13 protein-coding genes are annotated in these 15,544 nt (G+C 63.0%); 4 read left to right on the forward strand and 9 right to left on the reverse strand.

What is annotated here, in order from left to right; genetic code table 11:
• The 4 genes from J4D28_RS14670 to emhA form a co-directional block, all read right to left on the reverse strand.
• A complete protein-coding gene (locus tag J4D28_RS14670) occupies nucleotides 1–1,266 on the reverse strand; it encodes an OprD family porin (RefSeq protein ID WP_016702071.1) in 1,266 nt (421 codons plus the stop codon).
• A 299-nt stretch (nucleotides 1,267–1,565) separates the two neighbouring features.
• Nucleotides 1,566–3,026, reverse strand: a complete 1,461-nt coding sequence (gene adeC, locus J4D28_RS14675) for an AdeC/AdeK/OprM family multidrug efflux complex outer membrane factor (RefSeq protein ID WP_009047411.1) — start codon at nucleotides 3,024–3,026, stop codon at nucleotides 1,566–1,568.
• The gene (gene emhB, locus J4D28_RS14680) at nucleotides 3,023–6,169 is read right to left on the reverse strand and encodes an efflux RND transporter permease subunit EmhB (protein WP_016702072.1); all 3,147 of its coding nucleotides are present in this window, start codon (nucleotides 6,167–6,169) and stop codon (nucleotides 3,023–3,025) included. The genes adeC and emhB overlap by 4 nt, the downstream gene beginning before the upstream one ends.
• Before the next feature lie 3 nt (nucleotides 6,170–6,172).
• On the reverse strand, nucleotides 6,173–7,330 hold the full coding sequence (emhA, locus tag J4D28_RS14685) for an efflux RND transporter periplasmic adaptor subunit EmhA (RefSeq protein ID WP_009047413.1): 1,158 nt from the start codon (nucleotides 7,328–7,330) through the stop codon (nucleotides 6,173–6,175).
• 264 nt (nucleotides 7,331–7,594) lie between these two features.
• On the opposite strand from emhA, the gene emhR reads away from it, so the two are divergent.
• Both emhR and J4D28_RS14695 read left to right on the forward strand, forming a co-directional pair.
• Nucleotides 7,595–8,227: an efflux system transcriptional repressor EmhR gene (gene emhR / locus J4D28_RS14690; RefSeq protein WP_009047414.1), complete on the forward strand. Its 633-nt coding sequence runs from the start codon at nucleotides 7,595–7,597 to the stop codon at nucleotides 8,225–8,227.
• A gap of 162 nt (nucleotides 8,228–8,389) precedes the next feature.
• Nucleotides 8,390–9,277, forward strand: a complete 888-nt coding sequence (locus tag J4D28_RS14695; protein WP_103331134.1) for a DMT family transporter — start codon at nucleotides 8,390–8,392, stop codon at nucleotides 9,275–9,277.
• Nucleotides 9,278–9,449: 172 nt separating this feature from the next.
• Here the strand turns inward: J4D28_RS14695 and J4D28_RS14700 are convergent, their stop codons facing one another.
• From J4D28_RS14700 to J4D28_RS14710, 3 genes are read right to left on the reverse strand one after another with little or no spacing between them, the layout of a single operon-like run.
• Nucleotides 9,450–10,499 carry an alkene reductase gene (locus tag J4D28_RS14700; protein WP_028681793.1) on the reverse strand — a complete coding sequence of 350 codons (1,050 nt, stop codon included), beginning with the start codon at nucleotides 10,497–10,499 and terminating at the stop codon, nucleotides 9,450–9,452.
• 28 nt (nucleotides 10,500–10,527) lie between these two features.
• Nucleotides 10,528–11,694 (reverse strand): MFS transporter, encoded by a 1,167-nt coding sequence (locus J4D28_RS14705; RefSeq protein WP_009047417.1) that lies wholly within the window; start codon nucleotides 11,692–11,694, stop codon nucleotides 10,528–10,530.
• 13 nt (nucleotides 11,695–11,707) lie between these two features.
• Complete coding sequence (locus J4D28_RS14710; protein WP_009047418.1) at nucleotides 11,708–12,022, reverse strand: helix-turn-helix transcriptional regulator; 315 nt, start codon at nucleotides 12,020–12,022, stop codon at nucleotides 11,708–11,710.
• A gap of 153 nt (nucleotides 12,023–12,175) precedes the next feature.
• Between J4D28_RS14710 and J4D28_RS14715 the strand changes: the two genes are divergently transcribed.
• Entirely contained in the window at nucleotides 12,176–12,757 is a 582-nt protein-coding gene (locus J4D28_RS14715) for an ACP phosphodiesterase (protein WP_009047419.1), read from the forward strand.
• Nucleotides 12,758–12,844: 87 nt separating this feature from the next.
• On the opposite strand, the gene J4D28_RS14720 is transcribed toward J4D28_RS14715, so the two are convergent.
• Both J4D28_RS14720 and olsB read right to left on the reverse strand, forming a co-directional pair.
• A complete protein-coding gene (locus J4D28_RS14720) occupies nucleotides 12,845–13,639 on the reverse strand; it encodes a lysophospholipid acyltransferase family protein (RefSeq protein ID WP_009047420.1) in 795 nt (264 codons plus the stop codon).
• Entirely contained in the window at nucleotides 13,639–14,394 is a 756-nt protein-coding gene (olsB, locus tag J4D28_RS14725) for an L-ornithine N(alpha)-acyltransferase (protein ID WP_009047421.1), read from the reverse strand. Before olsB ends, J4D28_RS14720 begins: the two co-directional genes overlap by 1 nt.
• A 140-nt stretch (nucleotides 14,395–14,534) precedes the next feature.
• On the opposite strand from olsB, the gene J4D28_RS14730 reads away from it, so the two are divergent.
• Complete coding sequence (locus tag J4D28_RS14730) at nucleotides 14,535–15,425, forward strand: acyl-CoA dehydrogenase family protein (RefSeq protein ID WP_009047422.1); 891 nt, start codon at nucleotides 14,535–14,537, stop codon at nucleotides 15,423–15,425.
• The last annotated feature ends 119 nt before the right edge of the window (nucleotides 15,426–15,544 follow it).

The following is a 15,544-nucleotide window of genomic DNA, read 5'->3' on the forward strand; positions in this document are numbered from 1 at the left end:
TTATAGCAGGCTGATCGGGTAGCTGATGATCAGGCGGTTCTCGTCGAACTCGTTGGTGCTGAAGTCGCGGCGCATGGTCGAGTTGCGCCATTTGACGTTGAGGTTCTTCAGCGTGCCGCTTTGCACGGTGTAGGCCAGCTCGCTCTCGCGTCCCCATTCCTTGCCGTCGGTGATGGTGCCGGTGTGCACGTTGTCGCCCTTGATGTAGCGGTTCATCAGGGTCAGGCCGGGTATGCCGACCGCGACGAAGTTGTAGTCATGGCGCAGTTGCCAGGATCTTTCCTGGGCGTTGTCGTAGCTGGCGTTGTAGCTGTCGTTGGCCAGGGTGCCGCCGCTGGTGCCGTTGACGCGCATCCAAGCGCTGTCGCCGGTGAGTTTCTGCAGGCCGACATAGAAGGTGTGGCCGCCGTACTTGGCCGAGAACAGGCCCGACCAGGTCTTGTTGTCCAGGTCGCCGGCGCGGGCGCTGCCATCTTCCTTGCCGTAGAAGAAGCCGATGTTGGCGCCCAGGGTCCAGTCGCCCAGCGGCTGGCTGTGGATCAGGTTGAGGTATTGCTGGCTGTAGATGTCCTTGAGCTGGGCGTTCCACACCCCGACCTGGGTGCGCTTGTCGTTGAAGCTGTATTCGCCGCCCTGGAAGTTGAAACGGTCGGAGGTGAAGGCCGCTTTGCCGGTCATCGACATGTCGCTCATGCTGCTGTCGTCACGCGGGCTGTTGGCGCGGAACTGGCCGCCGTAGAGGGTCAGGCCGTCAATTTCCTTCGAGGTGATCTGGCCGCCGCGGAAGGTCTGGGGCAGGGAGCGACCGTCGTCCGAGCGCAGGATCGGCAGCACTGGCATCCATTCGCCGACCTTGACTTCGGTCTGCGACAGGCGGGCCTTGAACGCGACGCCCGTGCGGCCGAAGTGGTCGGCCGGACGCCCGTCGTGATCCAGGGGCAGCAGCTGGGTGCCGCCGGTGCCCTTGCCACCATCGAGCTTCAGCGAGTACAACCCCAGCACGTCCATGCCGAAACCGATGGTGCCCTGGGTGAAGCCGGACTTGGCGTCGAGGATGAAGCTCTGGGTCCACTCTTCAGCCTTGCCCTGGCTCTTGCCCGGGTTGGTGAAGTTACGGTTGATGTAGAAGTTGCGCAGGTTCAGGTTGACCTTGGCGTCTTCGAGAAAGCCGGACTCCGCGGCCATGACCGGCAGGGCCGTGCCGGCGATGCTGACGGCCAGCAGGCTGGGCAGCAGGGAATAGGGAGTGCGAGTGGATGGCTTCATGGATCGGGCTCTCTAATTGTTAGGGGTGAGGCAGGGCGCTGCCGCAACGTCAGGTTGCAGACAAGGTTGAAACCGGGAGGGTGGATGGAACGGAATCAGCCGGAGCGGGCAGGGCGCGGGGTCATGATGACGAACCTGTTGTTATTGGTTTTTGTAGGTGCGGGGAATGGTGCGTTGGATCAACGGGCCTGTTCAATTGGCCTTGGCGGGTTTTGGGCGATTAACGAACACAAGTGGCGGCCGTCTTCGGCCCATAAAAAAGCCCACCGGAAGGTGGGCTTTTTTCAAGCGTCATGCACTCAGAACAGCTTCAGTGGCGGTGCCTCTTTGCTCACTTCGGCTTTCTGCGAACCTTGCTCGTTCCAACCGCCACCCAGGGCCTTGTACAGGTTGACCTCGCTGGTCAGCTGCGCAAGCCGGTCGGTGATCAACGCTTGCTGCGCGCTGAACAGCGAGCGCTGGGCGTCGAGGAAGGTCAGGTTGCTGTCGACACCGATGCGGTAGCGACGCTCGGCCAGACGGTAGTAGTCCTGGTTGGCGTTGACGAAGTCACGCTGGGCCTGCAACTGCTGGTTGTAGGTCTGACGTGCGGCCAGGCCATCGGAGACTTCCTGGAAGGCGGTCTGGATGGATTTCTCGTACTGCGCCACGTTGATGTCTTTCTGGATTTTCGAGTAATCCAGGCTGGCGCGCAGGCTGCCGGCGTTGAAGATCGGGATATTGATCTGCGGCGCGAACGACCAGGTGCCCGAGCCACCCTTGAACAGGCCGCCCATGTCAGGGCTCAAGGTCCCGGCATTGGCGGTCAGGCTGATGCTCGGGAAGAACGCCGCGCGTGCCGCGCCAATACTGGCGTTGGCGGCTTTCAGGTTGTGCTCGGCGGCAAGGATGTCCGGACGGCGTTGCAGCAGTTCCGACGGCAGGCCGGCCGGCAACTCGCTGAGCAGGTCGGCCGACAACGGCTGCGCGCTCGGCAGGTTGGCCGGAATCGAGGTACCCAGCAGCAGGGTCAGGCTGTTTTCGTCCTGGGCCACCTGGCGGGTGTAACGCGCCAGTTGCACCCGGGCGTTTTCCACCGAGGTCCGCGCCTGACTCAGGTCCAGGGCCGAGGCCACGCCGACTTCGTTGCTGCGCGAGGTGAGGCGGTAGCTCTCCTCGTAGGCCGCCAGGGTGTCCTGGGTCAGCTTGAGCAGTTCCTTGTCGGCCTGCCAGGTCAGGTAGGCGTTGGCCACGCTGGCCACCAGGCTGATCTGCGTGCTGCGCCGGGCTTCTTCGCTGGAGAAGTAGGTCTGCAAGGCCTGCTCGCTCAAGCTGCGAACGCGACCGAACAGGTCCAGCTCGTAAGCGCTGATACCCAGGGTTGCCGAGTACTGGCTGGAGATGGCCGCTTCACCGGTCTGCGACATCCGCGCCGGGGTACGTTGACGACTGCCGCTGCCGTTGGCCGAAATCGCCGGGAACAGGTCCGCGCGCTGGATCTGGTACTGCGCGGCGTAGGCGTCGATGTTCAGCGCCGCGACCCGCAGGTCGCGGTTGTTCACCAGCGCGGTCTGGATCAGCTGCTGCAGGGCAGGGTCATGGAAAAACTGCCGCCAGCCCTGTTCGGCGGCTGCCTGGTTGGCTGCCTCCGCAGGCGAATAGGCCGGCCCTTGCGGGTATTGCGCCGCGACCGGCGCTTGCGGCTGCTGATAATCCGGTATCAGCGAGCAACCACTCAGCACGGCGGCGGTGATTGCGAGGGAGAGTAGCGACTTGCTCATTGGCCAGCCTCTTCAGGAGTTTCAGTAGTTTGCGCTTCGTCTGCCTTGCGGCGGCCCATCTTGGACACGGTGACGAAGAACAAAGGTACCCAGAATATTGCCAGGACAGTCGCGGTGAGCATACCGCCAATCACCCCGGTACCGATCGCATGCTGGCTACCCGAGCCTGCGCCGGTGGAGATGGCCAGCGGTACCACACCGAGCACGAAGGCCAGGGAGGTCATGATGATCGGACGCAGACGCATGCGGCAGGCTTCGATCGCCGCGTCCACCAGGCTGCGGCCCTGTTCGTGCAGTTCCTTGGCGAACTCGACGATCAGAATGGCGTTTTTCGCCGCCAGACCGATGGTCACCAACAGCCCCACCTGGAAGTACACGTCGTTGGACAGACCGCGCAGGCTGGTCGCCATCAGCGCACCGATGATCCCCAGCGGCACCACCAGCATGACCGCGATCGGAATCGACCAGCTTTCATACAGCGCCGCCAGACACAGGAACACCATCAGCAGCGACAAGGCGTACAGCGCAGGCGCTTGCGAGCCCGACAGGCGTTCCTCGTAGGACAGGCCGGTCCAGGAGATACCGACACCGGCCGGCAGCTTCTTGGCGATGGCTTCGACTTCGGCCATGGCTTCACCGGTACTGTAGCCCGGCGCCGGGGCACCCAGGACTTCCACCGCTTCCACGCCGTTGTAACGGGCCAGTTTCGGCGAACCGTAGATCCACGTGCCCTTGGCGAAGGAGGCGAACGGCACCATGGTCCCGGCGCTGTTGCGCACGTACCACTTCTTCAGGTCCTCGGGGCTCATGCGAGCGTTAGGCTGACCCTGGATGTACACCTTCTTCACCCGACCGCGGTCGATGAAGTCGTTGACGTAGCTACTGCCCAGGGCAATCGACAAGGTGTTGTTGATGTCGGAGATGGTCACGCCCAGGGCGCTGGCCTTCTCGTCATCGATTTCCAGCTGGTACTGCGGCTCGTCGTTCAGGCCGTTCGGACGCACCTGGGAGAGGATCTTGCTCTGCGCCGCCATGCCGAGGAACTGGTTGCGTGCTTCCATCAGTTTCTCGTGGCCGATACCGGCGCGGTCCTGCAGGAACACGTCGAAACCGGTGGCGTTACCCAGCTCCAGTACCGCCGGTGGGGCGAAGGCGAACACCATCGCGTCACGGAAGCTGAAGAAGTGCTGCTGGGCACGGGCGGCCAGGTTGAACACGCTGTTGTCCACGGAGCGTTCGTCCCACGGCTTGAGCATGATGAACGCCATGCCCGAACTCTGGCCACGACCGGCGAAGTTGAAGCCGTTCACGGTAAAGACCGAGGCTACGGTGTCCTTTTCCTTGTCCAGCAGGTAGGCGCGCATTTCGTCGACGACCACCTGGGTCCGCTCGGAGCTGGAGCCGGCCGGGGTCTGTACCTGGGCGAACAGTACGCCCTGGTCTTCTTCCGGAAGGAACGCAGTCGGGATACGGGCGAACAGCCAGATCATGCCGACCACGATCAGCGCGTAGGCCAGCAGGTAAGGCGCCTTGTGCCGCAGGATGTTGCCCACGCCACGCTCGTAGCTTTTGACGCTGCGGTCGAAGGTACGGTTGAACCAGCCGAAGAAGCCGCGTTTCGGCGCGGCGTGTTCGCCGTGGGGAATGGCCTTGAGCATGGTGGCGCACAGGGCCGGGGTGAAGATCAGGGCAACCAGTACCGACAGCGCCATGGCCGAGACCACGGTGATCGAGAACTGCTTGTAGATCACACCGGTGGAACCGCTGAAGAACGCCATCGGCAGCAGTACCGCCGACAGCACCAGGGCAATACCGACCAGGGCGCCCTGGATCTGGCCCATGGACTTCTTGGTCGCTTCCTTGGGTGACAGGCCTTCCTCGGCCATTACCCGCTCGACGTTTTCCACCACGACGATGGCGTCGTCCACCAGCAAGCCGATGGCCAGCACCATGCCGAACATGGTCAGGGTGTTGATGCTGAACCCGGCGGCCGCGAGGATGCCGAAGGTACCCAGCAACACCACCGGAACGGTCATGGTGGTGATGACGGTGGCGCGGAAGTTCTGCAGGAACAGGAACATCACCAGGAACACCAGCACGATCGCTTCGACCAGGGTCTCGACCACACCCTTGATCGACTCGGTCACCACCGGGGTGGTGTCGTACGGGAACACTACTTTCATGCCTTCCGGGAAGAACGGTTCCAGGTCGCTGATGGTCTTGCGCAGGGCCTTGGCGGTGTCCAGGGCGTTGGCGCCGTTGGCCAGTTTCACGGCCAGTCCGGAAGCCGGGGCACCGTTGAACTGAGCACTGACGGAGTAGTTTTCACCCCCCAGGGCGACATCGGCGACATCGCCCAGGCGCACTTGCGAGCCGTCCGCGTTGACCTTCAGCAGGATCGCCTTGAACTGCTCGGCAGTCTGCAGGCGGGTCTTGCCGATGATGGTGGCGTTCAGTTGCTGGCCTGGCAGGGCTGGCAAGCCACCGATCTGGCCGGACGACACCTGGACGTTCTGCGCCGCCACGGCGTTCTTCACGTCAACCGGAGTCAGGTTGAAGTTGTTCAGCTTGGCCGGGTCGAGCCAGATACGCATGGCGTACTGGGCACCGAACACCTGGAAGTCACCCACGCCCGCGGTCCGCGAAATCGGGTCCTGCATGTTGGACACGATGTAGTTCGAGAGGTCGTCCTTGGACATGCTGCCGTCCTCGGAAACCACACCGATCACCAACAGGAAGTTCTTCACCGCCTTGGTCACGCGGATACCCTGTTGCTGCACTTCTTGCGGCAGCAGCGGGGTGGCCAGGTTCAGCTTGTTCTGTACCTGGACCTGCGCGGTGTCCGAGTTGGTGCCCTGCTCGAAGGTCGCGGTAATGGTCATGCTGCCGTCGGAGTTACTTTCCGAGGACACATAACGCAGGTTGTCGATACCGTTGAGCTGCTGCTCGATGACTTGGACCACGGTGTCCTGCACGGTCTGTGCGGAAGCACCTGGGTAGGTCACGGAGATGGCGATCGCTGGAGGCGCGATGCTCGGGTATTGGTTGATCGGCAATTTGAGGATCGATAGAGCCCCGACCAGCATGATCACCAGGGCGATTACCCAGGCGAAAATCGGACGGTCGATAAAAAATTTCGACATGGTTTACTCCCCTTTGCCGCCTGCAGCTTTGTCAGTTGCCTGTGCAGTGGCCGGGTTTTTGGCTGGAACGTTGGTCGCTTCGCTGGCTTTGACTTCGACGCCAGGTCGGACGAATTGCAGCCCTTCGGTGATCAGGCGATCACCGGCCTTCAGGCCGTCCTCGATCAGCCACTGGTTGCCGACGGTGCGGCTGGCCTTGAGCTGACGCAGTTCAACCTTGTTGTCCGGGCCAACCACCAGAGCGGTCGGTGTGCCCTTGAGGTCGCGGGTCACGCCTTGTTGCGGGGCGAGGATCGCCGCGGCATTCACGCCGGCCTGCAGTTGCGCGTGCACGAACATGCCTGGCAGCAGAGTGTGTTCCGGGTTCGGGAACACTGCGCGCAGGGTCACGGAGCCGGTGGTTTCGTCGACCGACACTTCGGAGAACTCCAGCTTGCCGTCGAGCTTGTACTGGCTGCCGTCTTCCAGGGTCAGCTTGACCTTGGCGGCATTGTCGCCGGCCTTCTGCAGGCGACCGCTTTCCAGCTCGCGGCGCAGCTCGAGCAGTTCCACCGACGACTGGGTGACGTCGACGTAGATCGGATCGAGTTGCTGGATGGTTGCCATGGCGGCGGATTGACCGTTGCTGACCAATGCGCCTTCGGTGACCGAAGAACGGCCGATACGCCCGGAGATCGGCGACAGCACCTTGGTGTAGCGCAGGTCGATCTGGGCGCTCTGCAGCGCGGCTTCCGATTGCAGGCGGTTGGCGACGGCGGTGTCGTATTCCTGGCGGCTTACGGCCTGTTCGTCGACCAGCTGCTTGTAGCGATCGGAGATCGACTTGGTCGATTGCAGGTTGGCCTGGGCGCTCTTGAGGGTCGACTCATAGACCGACGGATCGATCTGATAGAGCTGCTGACCTTCCTTGACGTCGCCGCCTTCCTTGAACAGGCGCTTGAGAATGATGCCGTTGACCTGAGGACGGACCTCGGCGATCCGGAACGCAGTGGTGCGCCCTGGAAGCTCGGACGTCAGGGTAAAGGCTTGAGGTTGCAGGGTGACTACGCCGACCTGAGGGGCTTGTGGGGCGGGAGCCGCCTCTTCCTTTTTACATCCGCTGAGCAGCGATGCCAGGGCGACGGCAGTGACCAGAGCGGTAACAGCTGGCTTGAGTTGCATGAAGATCCTCGGGTCAGGCGCGCAAAATGCGCACTCGAAAAGTGGAAGGGTAAAAAACGGGTGCTGAGTGGATAAGTAGCTTGCTAAGGAATATACTTACGTTCATGGTTGTTTGTAAATACCTTGGCGGCGTACCCATTCGGTTACAAAAGCCGTTGCAAACGTTGAATTGTAGGCTGGGCAAACGGCACCCGAGATGCCGTTCCATATTTATTCAGATGAGCTTCATGCATCGCTGAAACATCCTGATCGAGGTTTACTGCCATGGTCCGTCGTACCAAAGAGGAAGCTCAAGAAACCCGCAAACAGATACTCGAGGCGGCCGAAAAAGCTTTCTACGAGCGCGGTGTGGCGCGTACCACCCTGGCCGATATCGCGGCGTTGGCCGGTGTCACGCGTGGAGCCATTTACTGGCATTTCAGCAACAAGGCGGATCTGGTGCAGGCCATGCTCGATACCTTGCGCGAGCCGCTGAATGAAATGGCCAGGGCCAGTGAAGACGAAGAAGAAGTCGATCCGCTGGGGTGCATGCGCAAGCTGCTGATTCATTTGTTTCATCAAATTGCCCTGGACCCGAAAACCCGACGCATTAATGAGATTTTGTTTCACAAGTGCGAAATCACCGATGAAATGTGCGACATGCGGCGCCAGCGTCGCGCGGCCAGCCTGGATTGCAACGTGCATATCGAGCTGGGGTTGCGCAATGCCGTGAAGCGGGGACAACTGCCCGAGAACCTCGATACTGCCCGGGCGGCCATCAGCATCCACGCCTATATTGATGGCATTCTTTATCAGTGGCTGTTGGCGCCGGACAGTTTCGAACTCCATAAGGAAGCGGAGCGCTGGATCGATACCGGATTGGACATGCTGCGCCTGAGTCCCAGCCTGCGTAATTGAGACAAAATGCGGAATTACGTCGGCAGATGTCAACGTTTGCGCGTTATAAAGCTTGATGTTTCATTAGTCACAACTCACCGGGATGCCTTTATATACGTGGCGACTTTATCTTGATAGATAGCGAGCTACGTATTTTGTAGGGAAATTGTTGCGGGTATGTGAATGAGTGTAAGTACCGCGGCTTACAAGGGTGCCGAGCAACCGGTAAAAGGTATCGCACTGATTTGCCTGGCGGTTTTGCTGTTCGCCAGTCATGACACCCTGTCCAAATACCTGTCCGGGTTCTACCCCATCGTCATGGTGGTCTGGGCCCGGTATGTGGTGCACACGCTGTTGATGCTGGCGGTGTTCGTGCCGCGCAGCGGTTTCTCCGCCGTGGTGCGTACCAAGCGGCCAGGCCTGCAACTGTTGCGTGCCTTGTGCCTGATCGGCACCAGCCTGTTTTTCACCACCGGCCTGCGTTATATCCCCCTGGCCGAGGCCACCGCGGTCAACTTCCTCGCGCCTTTGCTGGTCACCGCCTTGTCCGTGCCGCTGCTGGGCGAGCGGGTGACCCGCGGCCAATGGCTGGCGGTGCTGGCCGGTTTCGTCGGGGTCTTGATCGTGATTCGTCCGGGCGGCGCCTTGTTCACCCCGGCGATTCTGCTGCCGCTGTGCTCGGCCTTGTGTTTCGGCTTCTATCAGTTGCTCACCCGCAAGCTCAGCGGGATCGACAGCCCTACCACCAGCAACTTCCTCACCGGAATTCTCAACAGCCTGATCATGAGCGCGGCGCTGCCGTTCTTCTGGAGTACGCCGACCCTGTGGCACGCCCTGTTTATGATCGGCCTCGGTACCTGCGGCATGCTCGGCCACCTGTTGCTGACCCAGGCCTTCCGCCATGCCGCGCCGGCGATGCTGGCGCCGTTCAGCTACGGGCAGATCCTGTTCGCCGGCATGTACGGCTACCTGATCTTCGATCACACCCCGGACAGCTTCGCCATAGTCGGGATCGCGGTGATCTGCCTCAGCGGCCTGGCCGTGGCCTGGGGCCAGCGCAAGCGCAGCTAATCGCGCCCCGCCTTTGTAGGAGCTTGCTCGCGATAAACCCAAGGGCAACGGGTAGCTTCAGGCACACCGCATTATCGTTGACTACCATCGCGAGCAAGCTTCGCTCCTACAAAAGGAGGGGCAGCAAAAAGCCCCGGCTCTCGCGAGTCCGGGGCTTTTTAATTGAAGCGCCTTACAGCGTCGGGTAGTCGATATAGCCGACCGGACCCTTGCCGTAGAACAGTTCAGGACGCGCATCGTTCAGCGGTGCATCGGCCTTCAGGCGGGCCGGCAGGTCCGGGTTGGCGATGAAGGGCACACCGAAGGCCACGGCGTCGGCCTTGCCGCTGGCCAGCCAGGCGTTGGCGCTGTCCTTGGTGAAGCGCTCGTTGGCGATATACGGGCCGCCGAAGGCTTCTTTCAGTTGTGGGCCGAGGCTGTCGGCGCCTTCTTTCTCGCGGGAGCAGATAAAGGCGATACCGCGTTTGCCCAGTTCGCGAGCGACATAGGTGAAGGTTTCGGCCAGGTTGTCGTCGCCCATGTCATGGGAGTCGGCCCGTGGCGCCAGGTGTACGCCGACACGGCCGGCGCCCCAGACTTCGATGGCGGCGTCGGTCACTTCCAGCAGCAGGCGGGCACGGTTTTCCAGGGAGCCGCCGTACTGGTCGGTGCGCTGGTTGGTGGAGCTTTGCAGGAACTGATCCAGCAGGTAGCCGTTGGCGCCGTGGATTTCCACACCGTCAAAACCAGCGGCCTTGGCGTTCTCGGCGCCGACCCGGTAGGCGTCGACGATATCGGCGATTTCAGCGGTTTCCAGGGCGCGCGGGGTCGGGTAGTCGGCCAGCGGGCGCACCAGGCTGACGTGGCCCTTGGGCTGGATGGCGCTTGGCGCGACCGGCGCTTCGCCGTTCAGGTAGCTTGGGTGGGAAACCCGGCCCACGTGCCACAGCTGCAGGAAGATCTTGCCGCCCGCGCCGTGAACGGCCTTGGTCACGTTGCTCCAGCCGCGCACCTGGTCGTTGGACCAGATGCCCGGGGTGTCCGGGTAGCCGACGCCCATCGGGGTCACCGAAGTGGCCTCGCTGAGGATCAGGCCGGCGGAGGCGCGTTGTACGTAGTACTCGGCCATCAGCGCGTTCGGCACGCGACCTTCGTCGGCGCGGCAGCGGGTCAGCGGCGCCATGATGATGCGGTTGGCCAGCTCGAGGTCGCCGAGTTTGATCGGATCGAAAATAGTCGTCATGAAATACACCCTTCTTTAGATGAACGTATCAGTTGGTCGCAGGAGCCAGATCGGCGTTGCCGCCCTGGCGAAAGGTAATCAGCGTCACCAGCAGGGCCAGGATCGCCAGCGCGGCGGCCGCCAGCGGCACGTTGACCAGGCCGTAGCCGTGGGCGATGACGCTGCCGCCGACCCAGGCGCCCAGGGCGTTGCCGATGTTGAAGGCGCCGATGTTCAGCGTGGACACCAGGTTCGGCGCCGCCTTGCCGAAGGTCACCACATTGACCTGCAGGGCTGGCACCGCGGCGAAGCAGGCGGTGGCCCAGAGGAACAGAGTGATTTCGGTGGGGATCAGCGCGACGCTGGTCCAGGTCAGCACGGAGCTGGTCACGGCCATCGCGATCAGCACGCCGACCAGGGTGCCCGACAGGCTTTTGTCGGCCATCTTGCCGCCGACGATGTTGCCCAGGGTCAGGCCCAGGCCGATCAGCACCAGGGTCCAGGTCACGCCCTGGGGCGAGACGCCGGTCACCTCGCCCAGCAGCGGGGCGACATAGGTGAACAGGGTGAACACCGAGGCGGAGAACAGCGCGGTCATGCTCAGCGACAGCCAGATCCCGGCGCCCTTGAGGGCGACCAGTTCCGAACGCATGTCGAGCTTCTCTTCGTCGCGCTTGGCCGGCAGGAAGCGGATTAGGCCGATCAGGGCAATCACGCCGATCACGGTCACCGCCCAGAAGGTCGAGCGCCAGCCGGCCTGCTGGCCCAGGGCGGTGCCCAGCGGTACGCCGAGCACGTTGGCCAGGGTCAGGCCGGTGAACATCAGGGCCACGGCGGAGGCACGCTTGTTGGCGGGCACCAGGCCTGCCGCGACCACCGAACCGATACCAAAGAAGGCGCCATGGCACAGGGCGGTGACCACACGGGCGAACATCAGCACGTTGTAGTCACTGGCCAGCGCACACAGCAGGTTGCCGACGATGAAAATCCCCATCAACGCTACCAGGGCGGCCTTGCGCGGCAGCCTGGCGGTGGCCAGGGCCATGAAGGGCGCGCCGATGGCCACGCCCAGGGCGTAGCCGGTCACCAGCCAGCCGGCGCCGGGGATCGACACACCCAGGTCGTTCGCCACATCGGGCAGCAGACCCATGATGACGAACTCGGTGGTGCCGATGGCGAAGGCGCTCAAGGCCAGGATGAGGAGCGAGAGGGGCATTGTCGGGTCCTTGTCAGCGTCTGCTGCTGAGTTCTTGGGTGAGCGCTTCGAGGAAGGCTTGGATCACATCCTCGTTGCGTTTGAAAAAGTGCCATTGACCGGCTTTCTGGCTGCTGATCAGGCCCGCCCGCTGCAAGGTCGCCAGGTGCGCGGAGACGGTCGACTGCGACAGGCCACAGCGTTGGTCGATCTGTCCGGCGCAGATGCCGTACTCATGGTTGTGGGTCTGATCGGGGAACTGGACCTTCGGGTCCTTGAGCCAGATAAGGATGTCTCGTCGTACTGGGTGCGCCAGGGCTTTTATTATTTCGTCGAGGTCGATGGACATGGCGGTGCTCGTTTTCCGTAAAACGTTATATCGCGATGAGGCGAACTTTAAATCGCTATTTCGCGATATACCAATATGATTTTGATCTTAGATCAGCGTTAATCGGTATATCGGGTTATAACGATATGTGAGGCGCAGTGCTAAGCTGCGCGAATGAATTATCTCGCACATCTGCACCTCGGCGGCCAGCGCCCCGGTCAATTACTCGGCAGTTTGTATGGCGACTTCGTCAAAGGGCGCCTGCAGGGCCAGTTCGACCCGGAGATCGAGGCGGCCATCCAGCTGCATCGCAGCATCGACATCTTTACCGACCGCCATCCGCTGGTGGGCGAATCGCTGTCGCGTTTTTCCCTGACCCGCCGGCGTTACGCCGGCATTGTGCTGGACGTGTTTTTCGACCACTGCCTGGCGCGGGACTGGGCGATCTATGCCGACCGGCCGTTGGAACTGTTCACTTCGGACGTGTACCGGGTGCTGGCGGCCGAACCCCGATTGCCCGGGCGCCTGGCGCAGATCGCGCCGCACATGGCCGCCCATGACTGGCTGGGTTCCTACCGCGAGTTCGAGGTGCTGGAGCAGGTGTTGCGTGGGATTGCCCGGCGCCTGTCACGCCCGGAAGAGCTGGCGGCGGCGATGGGTGAGCTGGAGCGGCTGTATCAGCCGTTGAGCGAGGACTTCCGGGCGTTCTACCCGCAGTTGCAGGCATTCGCCGCGCAACACATCCATCCCGTGTAGGAGCGAGCTTGCTCGCGATGAGGCCCTTGAATACGGTTCAAGGCTCAGGTTTTTTCGCGAGCAAGCTCGCTCCTACAGGTACTGGGTTCAGGCAGCAATCAGTTCGCCGGCACGCCGTGGTTCGGCTGGCTGGGCGATATCGCCAAACAGGACCTTCTGCACCGCCTGTTGCGCCTGGAACGCCAACGCGGCGCGCTCCTGGCCCTGGCAGGCAATCGGCTTGAGCAGATGGATTTCCACCCGGCCCTGGTCGTTGGCAAACAGGCGCATCAGGTGCGACAGCAAATCATCATCGCCAACGAAGGGCGCCAGCGGATCGATATCGCCATCGCGCAGGTAACGAATGGCCACCGGCTGCAAGGCCACATCGGCCTCGATGGCACTGGCCAGCAGGCGCCCGTGGAAGGTGCGCAGGCTGCGGCCGTCGGTGGTGGTGCCTTCGGGGAACATCAGCAGCGGGTGGGTCTGCTGCAAATGGCGGGTCATCTGCTTGCGGATCAACTGGCTGTCACCCGACCCACGGCGGATAAACAGGCTGCCAGCCTTGGCGGCCAGCCAGCCGGCGACCGGCCAGGTGCGCACTTCGGCCTTGGACAGGAACGACAGCGGCGTCAGCGCGCCGAGCAACGGGATGTCGGTCCAGGACACGTGATTGCTGACCCAGAGCATCGGCTGCTTGGGCAACTCGCCGTGCACCGTCACGCCGAAGGGCAAGGCATTGCTCAGGCGCGCCATGAAAAAGCGCGACCAGCGCTGGCGGCGGACCATGGAATTGGCGATGCCCAGGCGCTCGAACACGCCGAACACGCAGGCCATGCTCAGGCCCAGCGCCACCACCAGCAGCACGCGGGCGATGCGCCCGTAGACCCGTAGCCGGCGCATCACACGGCCGCCTTGAAGTGGCGGGCGTAGCGCGGGCACAGCTCGTCGCGCTTGAGCAGGATGAACACGTCGGCCACCTGGAAGTCCTGGTCCCAGCACGGCTCGCCGCAGATCTTCGCGCCCAGGCGCATGTAGGCCTTGAGCAGCGGCGGCATCTCGGCGATGACGTTGGACGGAAGGTCGAGGTTCGGCAGCGGGTTCTTCGGTTCGGCGCGCAGGTGTTCGGTGCACAGGTAGCGTTCGCGCAGGCGCTGCATGATCGCGTGGGCCTGCACGCCGCCGTCCTGCATCGGGATGCTGGCGCAACCCATCAGGTAGCTGTAGCCGCCCTGGTTGAGCACTTCGGCCAGCTCGCCCCAGAGCACGGCGATGGTGCCGCCGTTGCGGTAGGCCGGGTCGACGCAGGTGCGGCCGATCTCCAGGATCGGGCCCTTGAGCTGGACCAGGCCGTGCAGGCTGAATTCTTCTTCGCTGTAGAAACGCCCCAGGCTGCTGGCGGCCTGGTGGTCGAGCAGGCGGGTGGTGGCGACCAGGCGGCCGCTGCTCAAGTCACGCACGCCGATGTGGCTGCAGTGGACATCATAGTCATCCATGTCCAGACCCAGCTCAGCGCCTTTCAGTTTGGCGTTGAACTCGCCGCTGAAGACGTTGAAGCGCAGGGCCTGGGCTTCTTGCAGGGCCGCGGCGCCAACCAGGCGCTCGGCTTGCAGGCGGCGTTCATTGCCGGTGTCGCTGATGCGGGCGATCTGAGTCATTGTGAATCTCCGTGCGGGCCACTGACCCGCCTTGGGTTGCAGCCGATCGACTTTGTTGTGCAAAGTCAGGCTATGTAGCCCCGGTGTCATCGCCATGAAGCTTTGGTGATGCTTATATGACAGCCCCTGAGGACCCGCTTATGCCCTGGCAAGCCCTGCTGCACAGCCGTCGCCGACTGCCCGCCCACCCGGACCTGGCCGAAGGTTATGCCGCGTTGTTACAGGAGCTGTTGTTACAGGCGTCGGGACCGGTGACGCCCTTCGAGCTGGCGGTGCGCGGCGGACGGCTGATGGCCACTCCGGGGCTGGCCTTCCTGGTGGGCTACCAGGCGGCGTTGCGCATGCTCTGGCCCAGCGCGCCGCTGAGCCTGGGCGCACTGTGTGCCACCGAGCAGCGCAGCCTGCGCCCGGCTGACATGCAGACTCGGCTGCGGGACCTGCACCTGAGCGGGCGCAAGGACTTCGTCACCGCGGGCGATGCCGCCGACTGGCTGCTGATCGCCGCCCGCTGCGAGGCCCAAGGTGAGTCGCCGCGCCTGAGCCTGGCGGTGGTCTACGCTGGCGAGCCTGGGGTCAAGGTCGACAAGCTGCCGGCGATCCCGCTGATGCCGGACATCAGCCACGGCCGCCTGCAGTTGGATAACGCCCTGTGCGAACTGCTGGCGGGCGACGGCTGGGATGCCTACGTCAAACCCTTCCGCACCCTGGAAGACATCTATGTGCTCAGCGCCATGACGGCTTGGCTGTATGGCGTCGGCCAGGACAACGACTGGCCGCAGACCCTGCTCCTGCAATTGCTGGCCTTGCTCGCCGGTTGCGCGGAAGTCAGCCGGCAGAACCCGTCGCTGGGCAGTGGGCATGTGTTGCTGGGTGGGCTGTTCGCCCAGTTCGACGGGCTCAAGCCGGCCCTTGAGCAAGCCTTTGCCGATGGCCCGCCGGAGTGGGCCGAATTGTGGAAGCGCGATCGAGCGGTGCTGGACCTGGCGGCGGGGGCGCGGAGCAAACGCCTGGCCAAGGCGCTGGCCTTATAAAGGAGGGGCCGCTGCGCGGCCCATCGCGAGCAAGCTCGCTCCTACAGAAAAGCGACGCTGCTCATGTAGGAGCGAGCTTGCTCGCGATAGGCCCGAAGGGCCGCGGGTGGCAAAAAACT

Source organism: Pseudomonas sp. GW531-T4 (assembly GCF_017349615.1).
Classification (GTDB): domain Bacteria; phylum Pseudomonadota; class Gammaproteobacteria; order Pseudomonadales; family Pseudomonadaceae; genus Aquipseudomonas; species Aquipseudomonas chlororaphis_I.